Source organism: Pseudarthrobacter sp. RHLT3-21 (genome assembly GCF_059383495.1).
Map to the genome: position 1 here is coordinate 183,458 of NZ_JBWZCI010000001.1, position 25,360 is coordinate 208,817.

A 25,360-nucleotide genomic window follows, 5' to 3' on the forward strand; every position below is an offset into this window, starting at 1 on the left:
CACCAACCAGACATCGCCACAACCTCGGTGTAGAAACTGGTCTGAGCGTCCAATCAAGTAAGATCTTTCAGGTGCTTGTCCGGCCGATCAACGAGTTCGGCAGCCCGACCGTCTCACCTGCCCTGGAGGATTTTTGTGCCCTGGTTAAATGTAGTCCCGCAACTCATTGTTGCGGCGGCTATTGTTTTTGTTCCGGGGGCTGCCGTGGCGTATGCCAGCAGGGTGCGGGGATTCCCTGTCATTGCCATAGCGCCGGCAATCAGCATGACCATTATGGCCGTATCAGCCATAGTGGCACCCCTGGTGGGAATCGGATGGTCGCTTATTCCCGTCCTAGGCTTCACTGTTTTCATGGTCCTGACGGCATATGCGGTTGCATCGCTAGTTTCGAGACGCGCGTCCGCCCCTATTCGCCCCTTTAGGATGCGTTTTGCTTGGGCGAATGCAATCGCGCAGTTTGCCGCCGTCGTTCTCGCAGCCACGCTTATCGGCCGCCGACTTGTCGCGGCACTCGGCGAGCCGGAGTTTTTCTCGCAAACGTTCGACAATGTCTTCCACTTAAACGCCATCCGATACATACAGGACACCGGTTCGGGCTCATCGCTAACGCTTAATTCCATGACGGGGGCAGGTTTCTACCCGGGGGCTTGGCACGACGTCGTAGCGCTCGTGCTCAGTGCGACGGGCGCTAGCATCCCGGTTTCAGTCAACGTCGTTAACATCGTCGTAGCTTCTTTGGTCTGGCCGCTCGGGTGCATGTATCTGGCCCACACCGTCCTAGGAAACCGCCCGGCCGTTAGCCTGATCGCAGGTGTCTTAGCAGCAGCTTTCGGGGCTTTCCCGATGTCGCTATTGGACTTCGGCGTGCTTTACCCGAACTTTCTTGGCAACGCCCTTCTCCCGATCGTCTTGGCAGTCGGCGTGCAGGCATTGGGACTGTCCCGTCGGCAGTCGCAATTCAGGATTATTGACTGGTTACTGCTGCTAGTCGTAGCCCCTGGCATCATGCTGGCGCACCCGAGCAGCATGATGGCGGTTATCGCTCTCATGGTTTCACCGTTGCTCTATGTGTGGGGTCGTGCAACCCTGGGCATGGCAGGCCGGCAGGCTCGACGCCGGTGGCTGGCCTTGGGTACCATGGCCGCCGTTCTGATTGCGGGCTCCGTCCTTTTTGTAGTGCTCTGGAAGTATGTTCGCCCGCCGGAGGAGGCCGCCTTTTGGCCGCCGGTTGAGACTACTGGCCAGGCCATAGGTGAAGTCATTTCGAGTTCCGGAATCGGACGGCCCGTAGCGTGGGCCGTAATGGTTCTTGCCGTCATCGGGCTCTTCATGGCGCTCCTGGAGCGGAACCAGCTCTGGATGGTCGGCATTTACGGCATGGGGACTTTCCTCTTCGTGGTCGTCGCTTCGTTTCCTTCGGGTGGCTTCCGTACCTTGATCACCGGCATCTGGTATAATGACCCGCCGCGCTTGGCTTCTCTGCTTCCACTTGTCACCCTTCCGCTCGCTACCCGAGGTGCCGTTCACCTCTGGGACAAGTGGCTATTGCCTGCGGGTTCTCGCGTTGCTGAAAATATCGATCGGAGCAGGCACGTCGAAGGTGTCGCACGTCCCGCCCGGACCGCTTCCGCCGCGCTCCTCCGGCGGAACGGTCCGGGCTTGCTGGCAGCTGGTGCGCTGATCGGTATCCTGGTTGTCAGCACTCAAGGGGCCAACGTTCGAGAGGCCCAGCAGTCAATGGCAGACTCTAATCGCCTCTCGGAAAACTCGGCCCTGGTTTCGACCGACGAGATGGCGCTCATCAAGCGACTCCCGGAGCAGGTTCCTCCGGACGCGATCATGGTTGGTAACCCTTGGAACGGCAGCTCGCTGGCCTATGCCTTCGCAGAGCGGAAGTTGCTGCAGCTGCACATTCTGAGCGCGGTGCCTGATGGTGCTGAGGGAATCATCAACGGTCTTAACGCTGCGAACTCCGATCCTGAGGTATGCGCGAGCGTGGAACGGCTGCGAGTTCAATACGTCCTGGACTTTGGGCACCGTGAGGTCCAGGGTCGGGACCACGGCTATCGGGGCTTGGACGACCTAGTAGCTCAGGGGGTAGCCACTCTGGAGGACTCGCAGGGTGACGCCAAGCTGTACAAAGTGGATTCTTGCAGGCAATGATCGTGGAGCGCTTGGGCCGACTCATCGTGGGGCCGCGGCCACCTATCGCTGCACCTCACATTTCCCCATGAGACTTCACACGGGCCTCGCGTAGCGGTTTAGTACACTTGGACACCATCAAACGCCGGGCCAGGGCCGCCCCTGCTCAGAGTGCGGTTCAGTGCAGAGGTCAGGATTCTGTGCCCGGCGGTCAGTCCCAACTCCCACGGAGGTTGCGGACGGCGTGGGAGTCACATCTACTTCATTGCGTCCTGTGCGCCTCGCGACTTGTCCTGAGCGCGGAAGTACCGGTGCAGCACAACAAACTGGAAGCCGGCAACTAACACCTCGGAGACGGCTACAGCCCAAGCCACTCCAACCACCCCGGCCAGCAGAGCGCCAGCCAGAATGAGGGGGATTCCGAATACGGCACCCACGACGGTGGATCGGGCTAGTTCTTTTGATCGGCCGATCGACACGAGGCAAGCCAGTCCTAGGACCTGAGACACCGCGACAGCTGCAAAGCACAAGCCGATCGGAACACTCAGATTGAAACCAAAATCGATCGAGTCCTGCACTAGTATCTCGGCGGCGGTGGGACCAAGGAGGGCCAGGCCTGTTCCGCCGACGATGCCGAGAGCAGGGGCCACCTGGGAGGCTCGCCTGATGCGGTGGGCGACCACATCGGATCCTCCTTCCGGTATCCAACCTTGGATGAATTGAAGAATGGGGGAAAAGACTGTGGCAGAGAATCGGAACAGTCGGTCTGCGAAAGCGTAGACATCCAGCTGGGCTGGGAGCAGCAAGTTCACCGCCACTATGGGCAGGTTCACGTAAAGGCCGCCGGTGGCCGCAGTGACCACACCGTGGCGTTGACGTGCCATACGGGACAAGGAGCTTCGGAGCGCGAAGTCAAAGTCGATGTGCGCCGTTCCCCTGAGCACCACTGCGGAGCTGATTAACACTCCGATGACGTTGAAAATCAACTGGGTGGCCACCAGCAACGTAAAGTCCCGTGTAGCCGTCAAGACAAAGAGTCCTATGACGGTGCCGACGAGTTGCGGGAGGGCGTCGGCAAGGAATAGCCGAAGGGGTTTAGCCTCTCCAATGAAGTACCAGGAGGCCCCCAAATAGGGCAGTAGGTAGGCCAGCGACGACAGAACGACGAATAACGCGTGGCCGGGTTGAAGTAGAACCATGACACCGGCCATAAGCGGGGCTGTCAGTAGGTATAGGTAGCCTCGGGTAACGAGTGAATCGGCGAACATCTGGGGACGCCGAGACGGCGGAGCAGCGGCGATCATGGCGGGGCCTACGGTGCCCCAGCCGAACGCTACCAGAACGCCGAACAGCGTTGCCAACGCCTGAACCAACGCTTGGACGGCCCATGCGTCTGATCCCACAACTCCGGTAATGATGGGGATCGCTATAAGTCCCACCACTGTGCCAAGGCCCACTGTCAAAGCGAACGTGGCCAGTCTGGCCAGCGCTGCGGCAATTGCTTTCATTTAGCGCGGAGCCCTTCAACTTGCGAAACCGTGTGCGAGTGGTGCCAAAGTATCTAGCTTAGAGCAGCCAGCGTGTGTCGCCGGTCAAGGCCGGTTCTCCCTTGGTCGACTACGATGTATTGGGAAGTTGAATCGATGAGTCAGGAATGCGCATGTCCGTAGCAGCCGTGGTTGTTTCATACAACCGTCTGGATTATCTCAAAAAATGCCTCACGGCTCTGGAAAACCAGACCCTCCCTCTGGACGAAATAATCGTCGTTGAAAACGGTTCAACGGACGGTAGTGCTGACTACATTCGCCAGACTCACCCAGGCATCACGATGTTTGAGACCGGAGAGAATCTCGGAGGCGCGGGCGGCTTCGCTTGGGGCGTAGAGATCGCCCTGGCTCACGGGCATGAGGCTGCTTGGCTTATGGACGATGACGCGGAGCCGGAGCTGGATGCGTTGGCACCGCTCGTGGACAAATTCGGGTCTATGACACCGAAACCTGCCTTCCTGGCCTCGTTGGTGACTGCAGGCCGCGGAAACTTCAACACACGCAATCCTCCCGTTATCAGCAAGGACGCCCAGAAGCAGGTGAAGGCGAGCGAGCTCGGCGGCATCGCGATAGACGCGGCAACCTTCGTTGGGGTCCTGATCAATCTGGAGCTCGCCGCTGCCACGCACCTTCCATTCAGCGACTTCTTCATCTGGATCGACGACTCTGAGTACACCCATCGTCTGTCCCGCAGTGGGCTCGCGATGACCGTCAAGGAAAGCCAGGTCAATCATCCGGTGTCCAAGGGGATTGGCGAAGACATGGGTTCCCGGCTCTTCTTTCATGTCCGCAACAGCATTTGGTACATCCGCGAACGCGAGTTTCCGCTGGGAACGAACGTGTTCGACGTGCTCCTTTTGATCCAACACTCGCTTCAGCAGGGATTAGCTGCCCGCAGCAAGAAGGACTGGCTCGTTGCCGTAGCCAAGGGATACTGGCAGGGGTTTGCCAGCAGGCCAGCCAGACGCCTCCCTGGAGAATTGTTGGCCACTCTCCCCGTCGATCGCAGGCAGGCCATCCGCTGCTAGTTCCTGCTCTGGGGGAGATGTTCCAAGTTCAAGTAAGCTGGCCGTTTCGTTCCGAGCCCCTGCAGCTGGCCAGCTGCAGGGGCTCGGAATAAGCAAGGTACGCTACCGCTGGTACACCAGCGCGTGTGGGGGGAACTGAGCTATCCCTTGTGGAGCCAGGGGCGGATCAGTACTCCCAATGCGATTTCGAGGAACCTGACAGGTGAGACGTTTCTTCTCGCCACGCCTTTAGCGAGGGAGCTGACGACATGAATGCTCTTGGGGGATGCGTATATTCGGAGTGCGGTTGTTACATCCTCTGGCGCCGTCCGTCCGGACTCTCGGAGACGACTGAGCAGGGTACTGGCCATCAGCGTTCGCCAGCCCAGTCCGGTTTTGTAGATCAATCTGGAAATGCTCGCTACGCTGGCGTCTGGTTCGAAGCGGCGCACAATCTTGAGTGTGTTCCGGACTGACCGTGACAAGGCTTGCGACGATTCGCCGACTACGTTGCCCTCATGCTGGATGTAGTCCTGAAGAACTGAGTCCCTGATCAGGATGCCGCCGCCGGCTAGAGCGCACAGGCCGAGCCAATGGTCGTGGTACTGCGATGGCGTCCCCAGCTGGGGAAACGGCAGTGCGAGTGCCAGCAGTTCGGTTCTGAAAACGCACATCGATCCCGTCGCCTGATTAGTGGCGATCATGTCTGCCGCGGGAACGTTCCTTCGGCTTGTTCTGACGCTTTCCGGATGAAACCCGTCGCCGATTCGTGTGGATACGACGCGGGCCTGGCCCGTTACGAGGTCGGCTTCAGCGAGAAACGGAAGCAGCGTTGCGATTTTATCGGGGTACCAGTAGTCGTCCTGATCGCTCAGCGCAATCCACCTTGCCCCGTCCGGCACAACTTTCAGGACTCGCTCGAAGTTGAGATGGAATCCGAGCCGTTCTTTGAAACCCAGCACGCGAAAACGGTCGTCTTCACCGCAAATTTTGGCAACCAATTCCCGGACGATTGCGGGGTCGCCGTCTATGGTGATCAGGCACTGGAAATTGGTGTGGCTTTGTGCCTGAATAGACTGCAGTTGGCGCTCGAAAAGGCTCTCGTCGGGTCGGTAGGCCGCCAAGGCAACCACGCCGAAGCTGCCTGTGTAAGAGCTTGAAATCGAGGATAGTTCGGGACCCTGAGGCGAAGCCGTCATGCTGCCCGTGACTTTCGAACCCAGGCGGAAGCTAGGGCCCGCACCAGCATTATGCGCGCGGCGATGATTACCTTCAGCGGGCGGATCCCCTTGGGGGTCGTGTTCAAATCGTGAAGCCGGCGTGCCACGGTGAGCTTCTCAAGGTGATACATCTTTCGGTGAAGGTTCGCCACCATGGCTATCCACTGGTCGTGAGTTTCAGTCAAGTAGGTAGGAAATGGAAGGATCAGAGGCTTTGCTTCCGCTCGAAACGCCATCGTGCACCCGTAATATGGTCGGTATCCGACCCACGTCGCGAAGAGATTGGCCAGCCGGCGCTTGCTGTCCCGCTCCCTCAGCAGGATCCTATGCAGCCTATTGGGAGCGCCGCCAAAAACCGAAAAGTTGCTGGCAACAAACCAGTTTTCCTGCAGAGCGGCGATCATGGAGTCGACCCGGCCTGTCATCCAGACATCGTCCTGATCGGAGAGCAGTATGTATCTGCCCTTGCTTTCTGTAATGGCCCTTTCGAATGCCGAAACATAGCCACGATTGACCGTGCTGGGAAATACGGTAATCCTCGCGTCGCCCAAGCTACGTATGACGTCGAGAGTTCCGTCCGAGGAGGCGTCGTCAACTACGATCACCTCATCGCTAGGGCCCAGCTGCTCTAGTATCGAGGACATCTGGTCACTGATGAATTCCGCCCCGTTATATGTAGCCATACACACCGACACAACCGGATTTTCGTTGTTATCAGTCATGCGCCGATCCTGGTCTTGAGGGCGGCATCAATTTCGCCCAGATGACCGCGAAGCCCGTCAGCGAAACCGCGGAGGATTGCGATGATTTGCTGTCGCCGCTTGGGTCCGTACAGAAGCCTAAAACCGTCGCTCTCCATCTGGAACCGCAGCCGTCTCAGGAGCCATCCGGGGAACAGCAGCCCATACTGCCGCCAAAGGTAGGCGCTGTTTCTCGTGATGTAGTACACACGGAATGGTGCGTGGTAATGGACGTGGCGCTTAATGCCCCGCACGGAAATGTGCCAGCCCAAAATCGTCATGGGGCGAGCGTGACCCAACGCATGCTCCATGTTGCAACCACGTCCGACAAGCGTTGCCATGCCGTGAGACCGTATCCTCAGGTTGAATTCGGAATCGACGCAGTCAATGAAAAGCCGTTCATCCAACATCCCGACTTTCTCAAACGTCGACAACGGAATGATCGCACCAGACTGTAAGGGGTCGAATGCTTCCTGAAAGCCTGTGGACGGAGCCAGCAGCGGCACATTCCGGTCATTGTGTGACTGTGCGGCAACGAGACCGACGGCGACACCGCTCCGAGTGGCATCCGAATACGTCTTGAGCGCAGCGGCGACGTAGCCTTTATCCAGTTCGGAATCCTGATCCAGGGTGAGGATGAAGCCAGGCTTCCAGAGGGTTATCGCCGTGTGGATTCCTTGATTTAGCGCGGCGGCGATCCCTGAATTCCGCTCGAGTCGCACAAGCGTGGCTCCTGCGGCTTCCAGATCCGCCCAGAATGGGTTTACCCCGGTTGGATCAGAGCCGTCATCAACGACGACGACGTGAGCCACCTGTTGCATCAGTCGTTGGACCCTTCCGGACAGTTCTTGAGGAGGATGGAAGGCTGAAATGACCGCAATTACTTGCGCGCCGGAGTGGTCGTCCATTTCAAATAGTCCTTTTCATTGGCACACTTGGCAGCTCGACGGGGCACGGTGGGCCGTCTGGTCAGAGGGTCCAGTCTATCGTTGCGGGGAAAATCCTCACATTCGATCACAAAACGCTGTACACCCGAACGCTTTGACCCGACCACATCAGCTCTCGTTCAAACCTTAGGCACGCGCTGGAAATGTCCTGCGAAGCAGTGATGTGGTTCAGCGAAGGTTCAACCCTCTTGAGTTCACACGGGTCGATATGCAGAATCGTCCTGTCCCCGCCGTTGTTTCCGAAAGACATAGGCATGCCTGGCGTCCACACGAACTGAATGAATCCGCCGCCCCGGTTCCAGTCATTCCCGAAATGGCCTTCCGGATCGAGGACGGCCCACTTCTCTTTAGCCGGGCCCGAACGCTGTACACCAGTCAGGGACGGCACGCCATTGGCAAGCATGACAGTGTCAACCGAGGCCCTATCGCTTGCCCAAAGAGTTCCGGCTTCGCGGCTGGCTCGTCCTTCCTCAAAAAAATACTTGGCCGTCGCCGAAGTGCGGAGGTCTCCCAGACCAAATATCAGGGGATTGGAGCCAAGAACGGGGATGAAAGCAAGAACCGCCGCGAGCCCAACGGGCCACACGGCCTTCGGGAAGCTGGTTACGCAGAAGACGACAGCGGAGACGCCCATGGCCGCGAGAAGAAGCCCGACACTTGAAGCTGTTGGAAGATATGTGAGTTGCAGCTGGGAACCGGCGTAGGCTGTTATGAGGCCAGTGCAGAGCGCCGCGGTGACGGAGAGGCGCCAGCGCGGGCTGTCAGTCAGCCGGGATATCAGCACCGCTACCAAGAGGGTGCCTATGATTCCGCAGACCTGGGCTGCCCTAGCCGGTTGTACGTAGTTGAGCAGAGGAATCTTGGCACCGAGGGGCCCGAAATTAACCGTGCACCACACCAGCCATACGGCGCCAAACATTGAAAGCACGAGGGGAACGACGTTGTCCCGCCATCTGCCGACGACACTGATACCGAGCCAGACCAACACGGCCCATACGAATGTTATGGTGAATGCCGTTGAGAGTTCGCTCTGGTTGCTCCCCACCGGTACGGCGTCTTTCAAATGGGCCAGGAATGGAGCGCCAAAAAGGAAACCGAATGGCTGCGCCTCGCCTGTGGATCTTCTCGCGCCCGGATAAACGGTATCCAACAACGCGTTAATGCTGTCTCGGTTTTCCACGAGGGTGCCCACACCGAGCAGAAGCGCCACGGCTCCAGCGAGTCCAATCGCCTTCGCCTTTGGTCGCCATGAGCCTGACCGGGTCAGGATCCAAACGGAAGTTGCAGCCAGGAGCGGCAAACCCAAAACCAGTGACCATGGTATGTAGAAACTTGGGATCCCTGCCAGCAGAATACCCGCTGCGATGCTCTGGACAACGGGTCTCGCCTTGCGACCGGAATTGAAGTTGCTATAGGCCGAGAGCATCAGGCTGGACCCCGCGAGGGTGTACGCCATTAGCTGGATTGGCATCATCGTCCACCAGGCTGCGGCTGGAGACAACGCGATGAGGAAGGCTGCCATCCAGCCCATGTGGCGGGACGCACCGATCTGGGAGAACCATTTCGGCAAAAACAGAAACAGAAGTACGGCTGGGAGCCACCAGCGGGCGGCAAAGACCATTTCATCGGGAAGTACGGCCGCAGCACGAAGGATCGTTGAATCGAAGTACACAAACGATTCGAAGAATCCGCCGGAGGAGTACCGATGGACGACATCGGCCGGGGCCGCGAGGGCACTGGTGGTCGGTTCCGAGCCCGTGGCCATGATGGAGATAGCGATTGGAGAGAAGGCGTTGTATTCGTCGGACCGGATCAAGGAACCCGCACCAAATTGGAGCCCTTGCGGCTGCCCAGGGTCTTGCCGGAGATCGCCAACTCCAATGGACGAGGTCGTCCCACCCGTAAGAATCAGTATTACGTACAACACGACGACGGCGATTCGGGCTGGATGGTCCGAGGCGGTCGCCCAGCGCCAGCCTCGTTGGCCGACGCCCAGAATTGTGGACGTTTTCTGCGGGGGCACTCTGCTCTTCCTTCTTGCATGAACGCCTGATCCGGGAGAACTCCTCAGATCGGGCGGCGCGTCAATTTCCTGGACGGTGACGGCAGTACTGAATGAATCTACAGCAGAATCGCCGCCCGCCCGGCACCGTCATCATGGATCGTCCCTCTGTGCATGAGCGTGAGCCGGAAGAAAACGGCCCCGGGCCATTTAGTCGCAGCCTTGCGCTGGATGGTCGGGGTTTGGTTCAGCTGTTCCCATCAGCAGGGACGAACCTGTCCTGCGCCGCAGAGGAGGCGTGGACTACAAGAAATGCAGCGCGGCAGCGGCCCTCGGCCGCAGGAGGCCTTCAGGAGGAATGTTGTGCGGGTACAATTGCCTAGGCTTGGCAGATAACTGTCCAGGCACCTATGACGGGGAGCGGCTTGCAGACAACCAACAGGACGAGTGGGTTCTGGAACCGCGCCCAAAAGTTCGGTGCCAAACTTATTCGCATCGTCGAGAGCAGCCACCTGATCAAGTTTCTCCTGGTGGGAGGCGCTTCTTTCGTCGTCGATCTTGGCCTGCTCGTATTGCTGCACGAGCTGTTCGGAGTCGACCTGTGGATCGCAACGCCGCTGGCCTTCGTCGCGAGTTTGGTCTTCAATTTCGTGCTTCAGCGTTCGTTCACTTTCCGCGCCCAAAACCGCCGCCACGTTAGCCTCCTCAAGTATCTGGCGCTCGTGGTTTTCAATGTGGTGGCCATCGACATCATAGTGAACGCCTTCGACCTCTGGGGCATGTCCTACGGCATTGGAAAAGTTGTTGCGACCGTGGTTACCACCACGTGGAATTTTTGGCTCTACAAGGTGTGGATATTCAGACATGAACCTGCCGGGCTGCTGACTGCTGACGTTAACTCATGAGACTCGGAACCCTCACTTATAGTTGATGTGTGACTGTGACCTCCCTGCCCAGAGAGGTGCGCAGAACAGCGAACAATCGGACCGTGCACTAACAGAAGGACCTAGCTGGCTTATGGCCGTAGACGTAATGCTTCCCTACTACGGGGATGTCGACTTGATGAAACTGGCCGCCCAGAGCGTGATGAGTCAGCAGTTCCAGGATTGGCGTCTCGTCGTAGTTGACGACGGATATCCCAGCCCGGAGCCTGAACGTTGGTTCGCGTCCATCGGAGACCCGCGTGTTAGCTACCAAAAAAACGAGCAGAACCTAGGAGCCAACGGTAATTACCGGAAGGCCCTTGAGCTGGTCGAGTCGCCGATAGTAGTCATCATGGGCGCCGATGACATAATGCTGCCAAACTACCTCGATGTGGTCTCCAAGGCCTTTGAAGCGTTTCCCGAGGCCAGCGTTGTGCAGCCCGGCGTTCAAGTCATCGACGAATTGGGGCGCGCGTGTACGCCACTCGTCGATCTTGTAAAGAAGGTATACGCGCCGACAACCAAGGTGCGGCTTGAACTTCAGGGCGAAAAAATGGCAACCAGCCTGGTCCGCGCGGATTGGGCCTATTTCCCGTCTCTGGCGTGGCGTACGGACGTTATCAAGCGCATCGGGTTCACTGAAGGGCTTGATGTCGTTCAGGACCTGGCCCTGCTCCTAGACATCGCCGCCGAGGGAGGGTCCATGGTTGTCGACCCCACACTCTCTTTCCTCTACCGCCGTCATTCAGCATCTGACTCATCAGTGCGGGCCTTGGACGGTCGTCGCTTTGACGAGGAACGGGCCTTCTTCGAATCCCAGTCGGCCAGGTTTGGTCAGCTCGGATGGACTTCAGCGTCGAGGGCGGCGAGCTTCCACACCACCTCCCGTCTGAATGCCGCGTCCCTAATATTGCGTTCCATTGCTATGGGCAAGACCGATTCTCTGCCCCGTTTGGCTAAGCACGTATTCAGCTAGGGGCAGTTGCCGAACGGTGCGGCCGCTCCGGGGGAGTTCGGTCCTTGAAAGGTGTGGAAACGGCAGTGCCGTTTCCACACCTTTTGTTTCGAAACCGGAGGTCGTCCCGGGCCAACCGTTCGCTGCTGCGCAGGCGCAGCGGGAATTCGTGATGCTGCGGTCGGTGACGGCTGAAATTCGAGCCACCTGTCCCAAACGATTGGGTGGGTGATCACAGTGCAGCATTTGGCGCCTATTCGGAGGTTGCCGGCGTCGTCATGGACGGAGACGTCATCGGGTTGCGTCAATATTGAGACGCGCCCCCAGTTCGACTACTGCACGCGATAAAGACGCCGTCGGATCCCTCGGCATGCGTGCAGCGGAGGTGGCCCCGCGCTGCCAGGGACTGGCAGTACAGCATCGAGAGCGCCACCGCGTGTCTTACCCAGGCGACCGGAGCATCACCGCAGACTCCATGATCGGGCCACTATCCTTCGGCTTTGGGACCGTCATGTGCAGTTACTGTGGCCTCGAGTCCCTGGACTTTCAGGCGCAAGATGCCGACTTCTTCCGCGAGGATGCGCACTTCGTCTTCGGATTGCGACTGCTCAAACGAAAGGTGCAGGCAGACGGAAACGAGTAATAGTAGGGCCATGGCGAAGAGAAGATTCGAGGGAACTTGGACGCCAAGCATCCGGCTGGCCCAAAACAGTAGTTGCGGAAACGCAACTAATACGAGCATACCTACGCCGATAACGATCCACAGTACGGCATACTTTTCACGCAGATGCTTCCTACGCAGCATTTCGAATACGAATAGCAGAATGGCGAGGACGAGTAAAAAGCCAACGAAGATATTCAACTTGAGCTCCTAGTTGGACGAGGGTTCGTTCTTCTTGCGGGTCAAGGCAAAAAGAAGTGCGAAGGCGGACCGCGCCAAGTAGATGGCCGCTTTTATGGGGTCGTGGCTGGGGGTTCCACCTTGGCGCTCCCGCATAGAGACACCGACTTGGCATACGGTGCATCCGGAACGGATGGCGACGACGAGTGAATCGATTGTGTCGCCTAAGTACTCAGCCGGGTAGTGGTCAACATACTGCCTGATTGCCTTGGCGTTGGCGGCCCTGAAACCTGAGGTCACGTCTGTTAGCTTGGTGCGTGCAATTCGAGAGATGGTCCACGCAAGCACGTTCATGGCCCATTTTCGCGGACCCTTGACGGCGTAGCTTCCTTTATCAGCGAAGCGCGCGCCTATCGCGATGTCGGCGCCGCGAAGGCCGTCCAACACGGCCTTGATATCCCGGGGATCATGCTGACCGTCGGCGTCAACCTGGATGACTTGTTGGTATCCCAGTAGTTTGGCGTACTTGAAGCCAGTCCTCATGGCGCCGCCCACACCCATATTGAACGGCAGTTCCACAACGGTCGCGCCAGCTGAGCGGGCCACCTGGGCGGTGTTGTCACGTGAGCCGTCGTCCACAACGAGCACGTCACAGGCTGGACCAAATTCGTAGACCTCGCGGATGGTGTTTCCGATGGATTCCGATTCATTCCAGGCAGGCATTATGACAAGCGTGTCGTGCCGTCTAGTTGGCGCGTTCATGATGCACCAATGGTTGATTTCACATACGACTGTAGCCGTGCTTCCGATGGCGCACTCTCAAAGCCGACAGACTTGAGCTTGGCCAGGTTCAGCGTGCTATTGAGCGGACGCGGTGCAGCCGCTTTGTCTTTAAAATAGTCGGCCGTACTCACTCCTGTCACATCTTCACGCGCCGCTCCGGCTAGTTCAAAGACGTCCGCCGCGATGTCGGCCCAGGTCTGGGGTTCCCCCTCGTTGCTCAGGTTGTAGGTGCCGTAGGGGGCTCCGGTGTCGAGCAGGTGTCTGATGCCTGACGCAATGTCTGTTGTGAAACTTAGCCGTCCGGTCTGGTCATTAACGACGGAGGGCTTGACACCACGTTCAGCGAGGGACGCCATCGTGCGGACGAAGTTATTGCCTTCACCGATGACCCAACTCGTCCGCACGATGTAATGTCTGGACACGACGCTAGCTGCGGCATCACCTGCAGCCTTGCTCTGACCGTAGACGCCCAGCGGCGTGGCGGGCTCGTCCTCATCGTGGCTTTCGCGGCTGCCGTCGAAGATGTAGTCGGACGAAACCTGGACAAGCGTCAGGTCGTGTTCGACGGCGGCCCGCGCCAGTCGAGCGACTGCTGTGACGTTTATGGCCCACGCGGCTTGGCGACCTTCGGGGGTTTCGGCTGCATCAACGGCAGTGTAGGCCGCGGCGTTGATGACAGTGGAGTAAACCTTCCAATTGCGATCTGTGTATGACGCCTCATCGGTGAGGTCGAAGCCAGCCCGACTCGCGAACTCCACTGACGGGTCGCCGTCGTAAATCTCCCGCAGAGCCTTGCCCAGTTGGCCGTCAGCGCCCAGCACGAGCGTTTTCTTTCTGGGCATCGCGACGACATCGGGGAGAAGCGGGTGGGCCCTGTCCTTGTCCGACAATTCTGCCTGATCCAGGGGGATGGGCCAGTCGATCGCTGCTGTTTCGTCGGCGAGGTTCAGGAAAGTGTACTGGCCCTGGGCATCGGCGGACCAGTGGTCGTTCACCAAGTACGTGTAGGCGGTGTTGTCCTCCAGGGTCTGGAAGGCATTGCCAACGCCTCGGGGGATAAAGATCGCCTGGCTCGGGTCCAGTTCGGTTGTGAAGACTGCACCGAAGGAGGATCCTTCGCGGAGATCCACCCAGGCGCCGAAGATCTTGCCCGTGGCGACTGAAATGAACTTGTCCCACGGCTCGGCATGGATACCGCGGGTGGTGCCGGCCTTCTCGTTGAACGAGATGTTGTTCTGCACTGGCCGGAAGTCCGGCAGCCCGAGGGCCACCATCTTCTCCCGCTGCCAGTTTTCTTTGAACCACCCACGGTTGTCCCCATAGACGGGAAGGTCGTAGACCACAACTCCGGGAATGGGGGTTTCGTGCGCTGTCAGCTTCTTGGAGAACTCAATCGGCATGGTCTACTGGCCCTGTTCCTTGTACTTGGCCTCTGTGGCGGCCTTCTGCGGCCGCCACCAGTCCTCGTTGTTCCGGTACCACGCGATAGTGTCCTCGATGCCCGCGTCAAAGTTGGAAAAGCGGGGTTCCCAGCCGAGTTCGTCGCGGAGCTTGGCGGAGTCGATCGCGTAGCGCAGGTCGTGACCGGCGCGGTCCACGACGTGGTCGTAGGCGTCCGCTGACTGGCCCATGTGCTTGAGGATCAGCTCCACGACGTCCTTGTTGTTCTTTTCCCCGTCGGCGCCAATCAGGTAGGTTTCGCCGATCTTTCCCTTGGCGATGATGGCCAGGACGGCGGAAGAGTGGTCGTTGGCGTGGATCCAGTCACGGACGTTCTCACCCTTGCCGTAGAGCTTGGGGCGGATGCCGTCGATCATGTTGGTGATCTGGCGGGGGATGAACTTCTCCACGTGCTGGTACGGGCCGTAGTTGTTCGAGCAGTTGCTGATGGTCGCCTGCAGCCCGAAGGAACGCACCCAGGCCCGGACCAGCAGGTCCGAGCCGGCTTTCGTGGACGAGTACGGGCTGGACGGGTTGTACGGGGTGTCCTCAGTGAACCGCTCCGGGGCATCGAGTTCGAGGTCGCCGTAGACCTCGTCGGTGGAGATGTGGTGGAAGCGCTTGTTGTGCTTGCGGGCGGCCTCGATCAGCGTGTAGGTGCCGATGATGTTAGTGTCCAGGAACGGGCGGGGGTCGTGCAGGGAGTTGTCATTGTGCGACTCTGCGGCGTAGTGGACCACGACGTCGGTCCCGGCCACCAGGCCATCCACCAGGGAGGCGTCTGAGATGTCGCCCTGGACGAACTCAAACCTGGCTTCCGGAAGCCCCCGGAGTGACTCCATGTTGCCGGCGTAGGTCAGTTTGTCCAACACGGTGACATGGTCATCGGTGTTTTCGAGAACATAGTGGACAAAATTTGAACCAATGAAGCCGGCGCCGCCGGTAACAAGAAGTCGCTGCATAGTTCCCAAGGGTACCGGATTTGCCGCTGCAGTTAGCGAAGGGAAAGATGGGGGGCATGCGCGGAATAATACTTGCCGGCGGTACCGGCTCTCGGCTCCATCCCATCACATTGGGCCTCAGCAAGCAGTTGGTCCCGGTGTATGACAAGCCGATGATCTACTACCCGCTGTCCACCTTGATGCTGGCGGGGATCCGGGACATCCTCATCATCACCACGCCGCACGACGCCGAGCAGTTCCAGCGTCTGCTCGGGGATGGCAGCCAATTCGGTATCAACATCACCTATACCCAGCAGCCCTCCCCCGATGGACTCGCCCAGGCCTTCGTCTTGGGTGCCGAGCACATCGGCGATGGACCCGTTGCGCTGGTGCTGGGTGACAACATTTTCTATGGGCAGGGCATGGGGACGCAGTTGCGCCGCTTCGAGAACATCGATGGGGGAGCGGTGTTCGGATACTGGGTGGCAGATCCGAAGGCCTACGGGGTGGTGGAGTTCGATGGTGATGGCAAGGCAGTCTCCTTGGAGGAAAAGCCCGCCAAACCGAAGAGCCACTACGCCGTGCCTGGACTGTATTTCTATGACAATGACGTCATAGAAATCGCCAGGAATCTGAAACCGTCACCCCGAGGCGAACTTGAGATCACGGATGTCAACCGGATCTATCTTGAGCGCGGCAAGCTCCAGGTCGAAGTATTGCCCCGTGGCACCGCCTGGCTCGATACAGGAACCTTCAACGACCTGAGCGACGCCTCAAACTTTGTCAGGACCACTGAGAACCGTCAGGGGCTCAAGATTGGTGCACCAGAGGAAATTGCCTGGCGGCTCGGATTCCTCAGTGACGATGAGCTTCGCCAGCGGGCAGAGCCTCTTGTCAAGAGTGGTTATGGGCGGTACCTGATCGACCTCTTGGAGCACGGCGCGTAGCACCTAAGCAGCGAAAATCCTGAAGGGGAGAAGCGTGAAGCTTCTCCCCTTCAAGAACAGCGAACCCAGTCAGCGGGGAACGCTGCTGACGGTGGTTCCCGTTGCGGGGTACCAAGTGATGGAACCATGTTGGTAATTCTGGTAACAGCCGCCATTTGCCAAGGTACAAATGTCTCCGGTGACGGGATACCCAAGGGAGCTGTTTTCGTATCCCAGGCTGGCGTACCGAAGGCGAATTTGTCCTACGCTCGGTTGGGCTCCGGTGGTCGGCGACCAGAGAATGGCGCCGCCTTGGAAGTTCTGGTAGCAGCCGCCGTCACGTAGGCCGCAGACGACCCCGCTCGTGGGATATCCCAGGCCACTGCGCTCGAACCCCATCGATCCCCAAGTGGTGCGAATAGGTCCCGTTGGGCTGACCTGCGCCCCGGTCGCTGGCGACCAGAGAATGGCTCCCTTTTGGAAGTTCTGATAGCAGCCGCCGGCGACGAGTCCGCATTCCTGAGACGAAGTCGGGAATCCGAGGGTCCCGGACTCGCGCGTCAGCGCGTTCCACGAAGCAAAGATCGGCCCTGTCACCGGGAAGGCGCCGCGTGCCGGCGTCCACGTGACAGTTCCGTTCTGGAAGTTTTGAAAACACCCGTTTTCGGCAAGACCACAGACTTCGCTTGCAGTGGGATATCCAAGCGGGCCAGTTTCAAATCCGGAGGCCTGCCAGGTGGAACGTATGGCGCCCGTGACACTTGGCTGGGCGTTCGTTTTCGCGGACCACAACATTGCCCCATTCTTGAAGCTCTGGTAGCAACCTCCGTCTACGAGACCGCACACCTGGTCGGCTGTCGGAAAGCTGAGCCGTCCCAACTCTCGTTCCATCCCCTGCCATTTGGTGAAGATTGGACCCAGCACGGAAAACGCCCCGTATGCCGGGGTCCAGCTGATGGTGCCTTTTTGAAAGTTCTGGTAGCAGCCACCTTCCGCCAGTCCGCAGGTTTGAGAGCCCGTGGGGTACCCCAGTTGCCCGTTTTCGAAGCCGTTCTTCTCCCAGACGCTGCGGATGGCGCCGGGAACGCTGACCTGAGCGCCCGTCGCTGACGACCAGATGATTGCACCGCCCTGAAAGCTTTGATAGCAGCCTCCGTCGACCAGCCCGCAAATCTGTGCAGTCGTTGGGTACCCGAGAGCCCCGTTTTCATAACCCTGCTGCTGCCACGCTGCTCGTATGGGTCCGTTAGGGGATAGTTGCGCACCACTGGCCGGAGACCATATCGTGGCCCCCTTTTCGAAGCTCTGGTAGCACCCGCCGTTTACGAGACCACACGATTCGTCAGCTACGGGATATCCCAAGGGGCCGCTCTCGCGTCCGGACGCGCGCCAGGCCAAGTCCATTTCTCCCCAGATGACGTGCGCTCCTGCTGCATTGGCAGAGGCAATGCTCCCAGTCTGAAAGGTCTGAAAGCATCCTCCATCCCTGAGCCCACAGAGCGCATTACTCGTCGGGTAACCCAACGGCCCACCTTCAAATCCGGTTTTCTGCCATGCCGACCTCACCGGTCCGTTGAGACTGAGATGAGCCCCCGTTGCCTCGGACCACAGGATGGCCCCGCCTTGGAAATCCTGGTAGCAGCCCCCGCCCGATAGGCCACAAACTTGTCCCCCGAGCGGGTAGCCCAAGGGGCCGGTTTCGAACCCGGAATTTCCCCACTCGGAGCGAATGGGGCCGTTCGGGCTTAGTCTTGCGCCGGTGCCGGATGTCCATATGATGGCGCCGCCTTGGAAATTCTGGTAGCAGCCCCCGTCTTTGAGGCCGCAGATGACGGCCGATGTTGGGTAACCCATAACACCGTTTTCAAAGCCGGACTGTTGCCAGGCCGTTCTGACCGCGCCAGAAGGGCTCGGATGCGCACTTGCCGCCGGCGACCACACGACTGCTCCGGATTGGAAATTTTGATAGCAACCACCATCGCGGAGTCCACAGAGAATTCCGGATGTCGATCCTCCCAAGATGGGCGTCCTCGCGCGGACATCAGCAATGGCCCGTGCTGCTTCCTCTGGCACTCCAGCGCGCGCGAAGGCAAGCAGATTCCCGTAGTCCCCGTTCCATACATTCGAGTCGCCGGCGAACGGTCCCGTGCTGCTGTACTGCCAGATGCTGTAGGTGCTCCAGCTAGCTGTGGGAATCGCGCCTGCGTCGTTTGTCGGAGAACCAGGGTAGGCAGCAACCCAAAGCGGGTAGTCACCAAAACCTGAGGGATTGCCGAGACATTGGTTCCACCAGTTTGTATTGGTGTAGATGACAGGCAAACGGCCGGTCATTGAGAGCATGGTGGTGCCGAAGTCACGGACCCAGGAAGTCAGCTGTGCAGGAGACATCCCATAGCAGGTGTTGCCGAAGTAGAAGCCGTTGATGGTCCTGCCCTCGTACGGGTTGAACTCAAAGTCCAGCACCGGCGGCATCGTGTATCCATCGGCGGTCCAGCCTCCGCCGTTCTGTACGAAGTAGCGTGCCTGGTCGGCGCCTGAGGACCAGTTGGGGATGGCGAAGTGGTAAGCCCCGCGGATCATGCCGACGTTCCGTGAACCCTGATATTGCGAGCTGTACGACGGGTTGGTGTAGTAGTTGCCCTCGCTGGCCTTGACATAGGCAAATCGGGCACCCATGTTCCACTGCTGTTGCCAGTCGACACTGGGCTGGTGACCGCTCACGTCCAGTCCTTGGACGCCAAAGGTAGGCATCCAACTACCTTCGGTTCCTAACGACTCAGCGCTGAGCTTTTTGAAGCTGGAGCTTGAGGATGACGCAGCCACTCGTGCGGAGCGTTGGCCCATTTCTGCACCGCCGACGCCTACGGCCTCCGCCATGGACTCGTTCTTGCTGGCTGATGCAGGATCAGGCGAGGGCATCGCGGTCGAGGTCGGCGTAGCATCAGGCGCTGGCGCAGCTGGCGTAGTGGATGCAGTCGTAGTGGATTCCGGGGCGGGCGAAGAAACCGCGGTAGTGGGAGCCGGCGTCGGCGCGAATGTTGAAGGCGTCGGCGTCGGAGTCGGGGTCGGCTCCACCGCGTACGCAACCCCCGCCAGTCCGGGGCCCGCGATGAGAGCGGCAGCCAAAAGTGCTGTCCCCAAAACTTGCAGGAGGGGACGGCGACTGTTGGACTGGTTCCGCTTCATTTTGGCTCCGAAGACAATGAGGCGCCAACGTGAGCGCGACACTAGTGGGTTGCAGTTCAGGAGACACTGAACTGGAAATATCGGGTCTTAACGCGCCCACCCTAACACCGCAGTGTCTGCTGCGACCAGTGTTTCCGGTGTTGCCAATGTGAATGATGCGTCACTGTTATCCACAGCCCGCATCATATGACTTGGCGGCATGGTGTACGGTCCCTAGGCTGTATCCCAGTTGAACTGCCTCCGCCGGGGGGCGGCAGTTGTATTGGGGAACAATATGGACGCCGTGCGAATCGTTGAAGACGAAGTCCGCGAGCTGATCCGCCGTCGGGGTCTGGATCCGCTGCGGCAGGCGGTAGAGGTCCGCCGCCTGGTCGAGGCTGCTGTCAGCGACTACGACGAACGAGCCCTCATGGGACCGCTTCCTCCGATTGGTCCGCTGGAGGCCGCACGCAGATTCGTCTTCGACGCGGTGGCTGGCTTCGGCGTCCTACAGCCGCTGCTGGACGATCCGACCATCGAGGAAGTCTGGATCAACGCGCCCAACGAAATTTACGTGGCCAGGAACGGCGAATCGGAACTGACTTCCCTCAGCCTCACTGACCAGCAGGTTCGTGATCTGGTGGAACGCATGCTCAAGAGTTCCGGCCGCCGCCTGGACATGTCATCGCCCTTTGTAGATGCCGCCCTGCCCGACGGCTCCAGACTCCACGTGGTCATTCCCGATGTCACCCGCAGGCACTGGGCCGTGAATATCCGGAAGTTCGTGGTGAAGGCCAGCCGCCTTGAGCACTTGGTCGAGTTGGGCACCCTGACACCGCAGTCCGCCCGGTTCCTCGGTCATGATCATCGGCTACGTCCTGCTGGCCCTGCTGGTGGTCACCGTCGTCATCGGCATCTCCAGCGTTTACCTCGAACACAAGCGGCTGCTGTCCCTGGCCGACGGCGCCTCGCTGGCTGCCGCCGACAGCTACACCTTGGGCGAGGTCGGGGGAGAGGGCGGGAGCCCCTCAGCCGTACTGGGCTCTGGACGCGTCCGCAGCGTTGCGGCCGACCTTATCGCCCGGAACCCGTCGTCGGCCCGGTTCGACGGGTTAGCCGTTTCAGCGGCGACCGGCAGCCCTGACGGGTCCACCGCCGTCGTGGTTCTCAGTGCTGTAGTCCACCCGCCGGTGGTGAACTTTCTGGTGCCGGATGGCATCAGAATCGAGGCTGCCTCCACGGCCCGTTCCCGGCTCACGCGCTGACCGGAAGCGGAGAAGTCAGGAGAAGTCCGGCACTCCGGCCTAATAGCGTAGGCTTAAAGAACCATGGCCACTATTGATTTTTCCGCAGAAATCCGCGCTCTTCGCGCCACCTACACCTCCATCGAGCAAGTCAGCGATGTTGAGGCTCTGAAGGAAGACATCGCCGAACTGAGCGAACGCGCCGGCGAGCCCAACCTGTGGGATGACCCCGCGGCGGCCCAGAAGATCACCTCACGCCTGTCGCACCGCCAGTCCGAGCTGGAGCGGCTGAACAAGCTGGTGTCGCGGATTGATGATCTCGAAGTGCTGGTGGAGCTCGGGCAGGACGAGGACGACGCCGATTCCATGGGCGAAGCCGCTGCCGAGCTGGAGTCCATCCGGAAATCGCTGAAAGACCTCGAAGTGGTGACCCTTCTTTCCGGAGAATACGACGAACGTGAAGCCGTTGTGTCCATCAGGGCAGGGGCAGGCGGCGTTGACGCCGCAGACTTCGCCGAAATGCTGATGCGTATGTACCTGCGCTGGGCCGAACGCCACGGTTACCCCACCACCGTGATGGACACCTCCTACGCCGAAGAGGCCGGACTGAAGTCAGCAACGTTTGAAGTCAAAGCACCGTATGCGTTTGGCACGCTCAGCGTCGAAGCCGGAACCCACCGCCTGGTGCGGATCAGCCCGTTCGACAACCAGGGCCGCCGCCAGACGTCCTTCGCCGCCGTCGAGGTCATTCCGCTCATCGAATCCACGGACTCCATCGACATCCCGGACAACGAGATCCGTGTGGACGTGTTCAGGTCCTCCGGCCCGGGCGGGCAGTCCGTCAACACCACAGACTCCGCGGTGCGCCTTACCCACATCCCCACCGGCACCGTGGTGTCCATGCAGAACGAAAAATCGCAGCTCCAGAACCGGGCAGCAGCCCTGCGGGTTCTGCAGTCCCGCCTGCTGCTCCTGAAAAAGGAGCAGGAGGATGCCGAAAAGAAAGCGTTCGCCGGCGATGTCAAGGCATCCTGGGGCGACCAGATGCGCTCCTACGTCCTAAACCCGTACCAGATGGTCAAGGACCTCCGGACTGAACACGAGGTGGGCAACACCTCCGCAGTGTTCGACGGCGAAATTGACGACTTCATCGACGCCGGGATCCGCTGGCGCACCGACAACCGCAACGCCGCGAAGTAGCACTTGCCATGCCTACCCGGTGCTCCGGATCGCGCGACACACCCCCGAAGCCCCCGAAAACCGGCGAAAAGACTGCGTATAGTCGAGGAGCCGGAGCTCTACTTCCCCCAAACGAATGCCCGTGCGCCGGCTGCAGATCTGGGCTGTACCAGCCATGCCCTGCAGGGTACTTAGGGCCATGATCCGATTCGAAAATGTCACCAAGGTCTACGACCAGACGGCCCGGCCTGCGCTGGACGATGTCAGCCTTGAGATTGACCGTGGTGAATTTGCCTTCCTCGTCGGCGCTTCCGGCTCCGGAAAGTCCACCTTCCTGCGGCTCGTGCTGAAGGAAGACCGGGCCTCCTCGGGCGCCGTGTACGTCGCCGGGCAGAATGTCGCCAAGATCTCCAGCTGGCGCGTGCCCAGGCTCCGCCGCGGCATCGGCGTGGTGTTCCAGGACTTCCGGCTCCTTCCGCAGAAGAGCGTGTTCGCCAACGTTGCCTTCGCGATGCAGGTCATCGGCAAGAGCCGCAGCGTCATCCGCGATACTGTCCCCGAAGTGCTCAAGACCGTGGGTCTGGAAGGCAAGGAGAACCGCCTTCCCCATGAGCTTTCCGGCGGCGAGCAGCAGCGTGTGGCGATTGCCCGCGCGGTAGTCAACCGCCCCGGCATTCTTCTTGCCGACGAACCCACCGGCAACTTGGACCCCACCACCTCGATGGGCATCATGGGCGTGCTGGACAAGATCAACCAGAACGGCACCACGGTGGTCATGGCCACGCACGACGACGACATCGTCAACGAGATGCGCAAGCGGGTTGTGGAGCTCAAGAACGGCATCGTGATCCGCGACGAGGCCAGGGCTTTGTATACCTCCATGATCCCCGTGGTGGGCCAGTCCCGCCGGCTCAGGGACGCCAGCGGCCGGGATGAAGCTCAGCCCCCCGCACCCGGCGAACGCAATCCCGGCTCAGGGGAGGAGCAGCGATGAGGCTCGCCTTTGTCCTCAGTGAAATCGGCAGCGGACTGCGACGCAACGTTTCCATGGTGGTCTCGGTCATCCTGGTCACCTTTGTCTCACTGACATTCGTGGGTGCCGCAGGCATGCTGCAGCTCCAGATCAACCAGATGAAGGGCTACTGGTACGACAAAGTCCAGGTTGCCATCTTCCTCTGCAGTGATGGTTCGACGGCGGCCGGTTGCGCCACAGGTCCGGTCACCCCGGAACAGCAGGACAACCTGGCGACCCTGCTCGAATCACCTGCCGTGGCCCAGTACGTCAACGATTTCCAGTACGAGTCCAAGGAAGAGGCCTACAAGCACTTCAAGGACCAGTTCTCCAATTCTCCGATCGTGGATTCCGTCACGCCGGACCAGCTCCCTTCATCCTTCCGGATCAACATGAAGGATCCGGAAAAATACCAGATCATCAGCGAGACGTTCTCCTCGCAGCCGGGCGTCGAAACGGTCATTGACCAGCGCCAGCTGCTCGAGCGACTTTTCTCCGCCATGAACGCCGCCTCGCTCGTGGCGGTCAGCATCGCCGGTGTGATGATTGTCTGCGCCATCCTCCTGATCGCCACCACCATCCGGCTCTCGGCCTTCAGCCGCCGCCGCGAGACCGGGATCATGCGTCTGGTGGGCGCGTCCAAAATGGTCATCCAGCTCCCGTTCATCCTGGAAGGCGTGATTGCGGCAGTGATCGGCGCAGCCCTGGCATCCGGCACATTGTGGGCGGTGGCGCACTTCTTCCTGGGCGAGTACCTGTCCAAGCAGTATCCGGACACGGCCTTTATCTCACCGGGGCAGACGCTGATTCTTGCGCCGGCCTTGCTGATCCTTGGCGGATCTTTGGCAGGAATTTCGTCTCTCTTGACCTTACGCAGATATTTGAAGGTTTAGGCTGTGCAAACCGAACAAGGACTCCTGATGAACGAATTGCACCGAACTGCGCCCCGGCACCGGGCCGAACGCCGACGACCTGCAGGCCGCCGCGCCGGCCTGATCAGCGGCGTCCTGGCACTGCTGCTCGCCGCCAGCATGGGTGCTTCAGCCCCGGTGGCGCATGCTGATGAGCTCGATGACAAGCGTGCCGCCCTTGAAGCTGAGGCGGCCCGGGTCCAGCAGTCCTTGGAATTCGTGGATTCACGCATCGCGAAGGCCGCCGGTGACCTGGTGATCTACCAGGGCCAGCTGCCTGGCGCCCAGCAGGCCCTCCTGGAGGCCCAGGGGCGCGTGGCCAGTGCGGTCAAGGAAGTCGAAGCGCTGACGGCGCGCGTTGACCTTGCGCAGCAGAACAAGGCCAAAATCACCCAGCAGCTTGAGGCTGACAAGCAGAAAATTGCGGACACCAAGAAGCTGATCGGCCAGATCGCCACCCAGGCCTACAAGTCCGGCGGCGTTCCGTCGAACCTGACTCTGTTCTTCGGGGCCACCAACGGCGGCAGCCTGACCGACACCATGGACCTCGCGGACCAGGCCATGCGCAGCCAGAACGCCGCCATGGACAAGCTGTCCCAGCAAAGCGCAACCAACGTGAACTCCCAGGCCCGGCTCGAAGCCGTTGAGGCCGAGATCAGGGACCTCAAAGCCAAGGCTGACGCTGCGTTGGAGCGGGAAAAAGCCGCGCGCGACGAGGCCGCTGCCAAGAAGGCCCAGGTGGATCAGCTGATCGCCGACACAACACGGCTAGACGCTGAACTCCAGGCGGCAAAGCCGGGCATCCAGAGCCAGATGGCGGCGGTTGCAGCAAGCCAGAACTCCGTTGCCAACGAAATCGCCGAACGTGACCGGAGGCTCCGCGAGCAGTGGGAAGCGGAGCAGCGCCGGCTCGCGGAGGCTGCCGCCGCCGCTGCCGCTGCGAAGGGCCAGGCCGTCCAGCCGTACGCCCCGGTGACGGGATCGCCGTCGGCCTTTGGCCTGCGGCACCCCTTCTCCGGTGACGTGCCCATCACCTCCGGCTTCGGCTGGCGTGCCACACCGCCGGGAACCATCGACTTCTACGGCACCGGCGGTTACCTCCACACCGGCATCGACTTCGGCGCCGCCTGCGGCACACCGGTCTACGCTGCGGCAGCCGGTGAGGTCTTCTCCTCAGGCTGGAACTCCGCCGACGGCGGCGGCTGGCGGGTGAAGCTGTCCCACGGAGTGGTGGAAGGCAACTCGCTGACCACGATCTATTACCACAACAGCAGCATCGTGGTCTCCAACGGCCAACAGGTTTCCGCCGGGCAGCTCATCGCCTACTCGGGCAGCACCGGCAACTCAACGGGCTGCCACGCACACTTTGAAACCTGGCTCAACGGGGCCGCAGTGGACCCGATGCGGTTGCTGTAACGACCGTCCGCGCCTGCCG

General features: G+C 60.1%; 20 protein-coding genes and 1 pseudogene. 11 read left to right on the forward strand and 10 right to left on the reverse strand.

The window, feature by feature from the left end; translation table 11 throughout:
* Nucleotides 1–135: 135 nt before the first annotated feature.
* A complete protein-coding gene (locus AC50YA_RS00835) occupies nucleotides 136–2,163 on the forward strand; it encodes a DUF6541 family protein (RefSeq protein ID WP_494980509.1) in 2,028 nt (675 codons plus the stop codon).
* A 236-nt stretch (nucleotides 2,164–2,399) separates the two neighbouring features.
* Here the strand turns inward: AC50YA_RS00835 and AC50YA_RS00840 are convergent, their stop codons facing one another.
* Complete coding sequence (locus tag AC50YA_RS00840; RefSeq protein WP_494980510.1) at nucleotides 2,400–3,650, reverse strand: lipopolysaccharide biosynthesis protein; 1,251 nt, start codon at nucleotides 3,648–3,650, stop codon at nucleotides 2,400–2,402.
* Between the two features lie 152 nt (nucleotides 3,651–3,802).
* Between AC50YA_RS00840 and AC50YA_RS00845 the strand changes: the two genes are divergently transcribed.
* On the forward strand, nucleotides 3,803–4,717 hold the full coding sequence (locus tag AC50YA_RS00845) for a glycosyltransferase family 2 protein (protein WP_494980511.1): 915 nt from the start codon (nucleotides 3,803–3,805) through the stop codon (nucleotides 4,715–4,717).
* 140 nt (nucleotides 4,718–4,857) lie between these two features.
* Here the strand turns inward: AC50YA_RS00845 and AC50YA_RS00850 are convergent, their stop codons facing one another.
* The 4 genes from AC50YA_RS00850 to AC50YA_RS00865 all read right to left on the reverse strand — a co-directional run bounded on the left by AC50YA_RS00850 (nucleotide 4,858) and on the right by AC50YA_RS00865 (nucleotide 9,626).
* A complete protein-coding gene (locus AC50YA_RS00850) occupies nucleotides 4,858–5,895 on the reverse strand; it encodes a glycosyltransferase (protein ID WP_494980512.1) in 1,038 nt (345 codons plus the stop codon).
* Nucleotides 5,892–6,638, reverse strand: coding sequence for a glycosyltransferase (locus tag AC50YA_RS00855; protein ID WP_494980513.1), 747 nt, complete (start codon nucleotides 6,636–6,638; stop codon nucleotides 5,892–5,894). The genes AC50YA_RS00850 and AC50YA_RS00855 overlap by 4 nt, the downstream gene beginning before the upstream one ends.
* Entirely contained in the window at nucleotides 6,635–7,564 is a 930-nt protein-coding gene (locus AC50YA_RS00860) for a glycosyltransferase (protein WP_494980514.1), read from the reverse strand. The genes AC50YA_RS00855 and AC50YA_RS00860 overlap by 4 nt, the downstream gene beginning before the upstream one ends.
* 106 nt (nucleotides 7,565–7,670) lie before the next feature.
* Complete coding sequence (locus AC50YA_RS00865) at nucleotides 7,671–9,626, reverse strand: DUF7657 domain-containing protein (protein WP_494980515.1); 1,956 nt, start codon at nucleotides 9,624–9,626, stop codon at nucleotides 7,671–7,673.
* Between the two features lie 404 nt (nucleotides 9,627–10,030).
* Between AC50YA_RS00865 and AC50YA_RS00870 the strand changes: the two genes are divergently transcribed.
* Together AC50YA_RS00870 and AC50YA_RS00875 are read left to right on the forward strand one after the other, a co-directional pair.
* Nucleotides 10,031–10,510, forward strand: a complete 480-nt coding sequence (locus AC50YA_RS00870) for a GtrA family protein (RefSeq protein ID WP_494980516.1) — start codon at nucleotides 10,031–10,033, stop codon at nucleotides 10,508–10,510.
* Nucleotides 10,511–10,622: 112 nt separating this feature from the next.
* Nucleotides 10,623–11,504: a glycosyltransferase family 2 protein gene (locus tag AC50YA_RS00875; RefSeq protein ID WP_494980517.1), complete on the forward strand. Its 882-nt coding sequence runs from the start codon at nucleotides 10,623–10,625 to the stop codon at nucleotides 11,502–11,504.
* Nucleotides 11,505–11,970: 466 nt separating this feature from the next.
* On the opposite strand, the gene AC50YA_RS00880 is transcribed toward AC50YA_RS00875, so the two are convergent.
* Genes AC50YA_RS00880 through rfbB form a run of 4 tightly spaced genes read right to left on the reverse strand, consistent with a single transcriptional unit; the run spans nucleotide 11,971 to nucleotide 15,509 of the window.
* Nucleotides 11,971–12,345 (reverse strand): DUF2304 domain-containing protein, encoded by a 375-nt coding sequence (locus AC50YA_RS00880; RefSeq protein WP_494980518.1) that lies wholly within the window; start codon nucleotides 12,343–12,345, stop codon nucleotides 11,971–11,973.
* A gap of 9 nt (nucleotides 12,346–12,354) precedes the next feature.
* The gene (locus tag AC50YA_RS00885; protein ID WP_494980519.1) at nucleotides 12,355–13,047 is read right to left on the reverse strand and encodes a glycosyltransferase family 2 protein; all 693 of its coding nucleotides are present in this window, start codon (nucleotides 13,045–13,047) and stop codon (nucleotides 12,355–12,357) included.
* Between the two features lie 35 nt (nucleotides 13,048–13,082).
* A complete protein-coding gene (locus tag AC50YA_RS00890) occupies nucleotides 13,083–14,507 on the reverse strand; it encodes a sugar nucleotide-binding protein (RefSeq protein ID WP_494980520.1) in 1,425 nt (474 codons plus the stop codon).
* A 3-nt stretch (nucleotides 14,508–14,510) separates the two neighbouring features.
* Nucleotides 14,511–15,509: a dTDP-glucose 4,6-dehydratase gene (rfbB, locus tag AC50YA_RS00895; RefSeq protein WP_494980521.1), complete on the reverse strand. Its 999-nt coding sequence runs from the start codon at nucleotides 15,507–15,509 to the stop codon at nucleotides 14,511–14,513.
* Between the two features lie 56 nt (nucleotides 15,510–15,565).
* On the opposite strand from rfbB, the gene rfbA reads away from it, so the two are divergent.
* On the forward strand, nucleotides 15,566–16,435 hold the full coding sequence (gene rfbA / locus AC50YA_RS00900; RefSeq protein ID WP_494980522.1) for a glucose-1-phosphate thymidylyltransferase RfbA: 870 nt from the start codon (nucleotides 15,566–15,568) through the stop codon (nucleotides 16,433–16,435).
* Nucleotides 16,436–16,504: 69 nt separating this feature from the next.
* Here rfbA and AC50YA_RS00905 read toward each other — a convergent pair whose 3' ends face one another.
* Complete coding sequence (locus AC50YA_RS00905; protein WP_494980523.1) at nucleotides 16,505–19,165, reverse strand: GH25 family lysozyme; 2,661 nt, start codon at nucleotides 19,163–19,165, stop codon at nucleotides 16,505–16,507.
* Nucleotides 19,166–19,874: 709 nt separating this feature from the next.
* Between AC50YA_RS00905 and AC50YA_RS00910 the strand changes: the two are divergent.
* The 6 genes and pseudogenes from AC50YA_RS00910 to AC50YA_RS00935 all read left to right on the forward strand — a co-directional run.
* Nucleotides 19,875–20,438 (forward strand): annotated as a pseudogene (locus AC50YA_RS00910) (CpaF family protein); the annotation flags it as partial.
* A gap of 1 nt (nucleotide 20,439) precedes the next feature.
* Nucleotides 20,440–20,844: a pilus assembly protein TadG-related protein gene (locus AC50YA_RS00915; protein WP_494980524.1), complete on the forward strand. Its 405-nt coding sequence runs from the start codon at nucleotides 20,440–20,442 to the stop codon at nucleotides 20,842–20,844.
* Nucleotides 20,845–20,907: 63 nt separating this feature from the next.
* Nucleotides 20,908–22,023: a peptide chain release factor 2 gene (gene prfB, locus AC50YA_RS00920; protein ID WP_160672173.1), complete on the forward strand. Its 1,116-nt coding sequence runs from the start codon at nucleotides 20,908–20,910 to the stop codon at nucleotides 22,021–22,023.
* Between the two features lie 178 nt (nucleotides 22,024–22,201).
* On the forward strand, nucleotides 22,202–22,996 hold the full coding sequence (ftsE, locus tag AC50YA_RS00925) for a cell division ATP-binding protein FtsE (protein ID WP_494980525.1): 795 nt from the start codon (nucleotides 22,202–22,204) through the stop codon (nucleotides 22,994–22,996).
* Entirely contained in the window at nucleotides 22,993–23,907 is a 915-nt protein-coding gene (gene ftsX / locus AC50YA_RS00930) for a permease-like cell division protein FtsX (protein WP_494980526.1), read from the forward strand. Before ftsE ends, ftsX begins: the two co-directional genes overlap by 4 nt.
* A 27-nt stretch (nucleotides 23,908–23,934) precedes the next feature.
* A complete protein-coding gene (locus AC50YA_RS00935) occupies nucleotides 23,935–25,341 on the forward strand; it encodes a M23 family metallopeptidase (RefSeq protein WP_494980527.1) in 1,407 nt (468 codons plus the stop codon).
* Nucleotides 25,342–25,360: the final 19 nt, after the last annotated feature.

Excerpts from the sequence above, each read along its gene's own strand:
- AC50YA_RS00850 (WP_494980512.1), bottom strand. The coding sequence starts at position 5,895 with ATGACGGCTTCGCCTCAGGGTCCCGAACTATCCTCGATTTCAAGCTCT.
- ftsE (WP_494980525.1), top strand. The coding sequence starts at position 22,202 with ATGATCCGATTCGAAAATGTCACCAAGGTCTACGACCAGACGGCCCGG.
- rfbA (WP_494980522.1), top strand. The coding sequence starts at position 15,566 with ATGCGCGGAATAATACTTGCCGGCGGTACCGGCTCTCGGCTCCATCCC.
- AC50YA_RS00875 (WP_494980517.1), top strand. The coding sequence starts at position 10,623 with ATGGCCGTAGACGTAATGCTTCCCTACTACGGGGATGTCGACTTGATG.
- rfbB (WP_494980521.1), bottom strand. The coding sequence starts at position 15,509 with ATGCAGCGACTTCTTGTTACCGGCGGCGCCGGCTTCATTGGTTCAAAT.
- AC50YA_RS00890 (WP_494980520.1), bottom strand. The coding sequence starts at position 14,507 with ATGCCGATTGAGTTCTCCAAGAAGCTGACAGCGCACGAAACCCCCATT.
- ftsX (WP_494980526.1), top strand. The coding sequence starts at position 22,993 with ATGAGGCTCGCCTTTGTCCTCAGTGAAATCGGCAGCGGACTGCGACGC.
- AC50YA_RS00845 (WP_494980511.1), top strand. The coding sequence starts at position 3,803 with ATGTCCGTAGCAGCCGTGGTTGTTTCATACAACCGTCTGGATTATCTC.
- AC50YA_RS00860 (WP_494980514.1), bottom strand. The coding sequence starts at position 7,564 with ATGGACGACCACTCCGGCGCGCAAGTAATTGCGGTCATTTCAGCCTTC.
- AC50YA_RS00915 (WP_494980524.1), top strand. The coding sequence starts at position 20,440 with ATGATCATCGGCTACGTCCTGCTGGCCCTGCTGGTGGTCACCGTCGTC.
- AC50YA_RS00885 (WP_494980519.1), bottom strand. The coding sequence starts at position 13,047 with ATGCCTGCCTGGAATGAATCGGAATCCATCGGAAACACCATCCGCGAG.
- AC50YA_RS00905 (WP_494980523.1), bottom strand. The coding sequence starts at position 19,165 with ATGCCTACCTTTGGCGTCCAAGGACTGGACGTGAGCGGTCACCAGCCC.
- AC50YA_RS00935 (WP_494980527.1), top strand. The coding sequence starts at position 23,935 with ATGAACGAATTGCACCGAACTGCGCCCCGGCACCGGGCCGAACGCCGA.
- prfB (WP_160672173.1), top strand. The coding sequence starts at position 20,908 with ATGGCCACTATTGATTTTTCCGCAGAAATCCGCGCTCTTCGCGCCACC.
- AC50YA_RS00840 (WP_494980510.1), bottom strand. The coding sequence starts at position 3,650 with ATGAAAGCAATTGCCGCAGCGCTGGCCAGACTGGCCACGTTCGCTTTG.
- AC50YA_RS00855 (WP_494980513.1), bottom strand. The coding sequence starts at position 6,638 with ATGACTGATAACAACGAAAATCCGGTTGTGTCGGTGTGTATGGCTACA.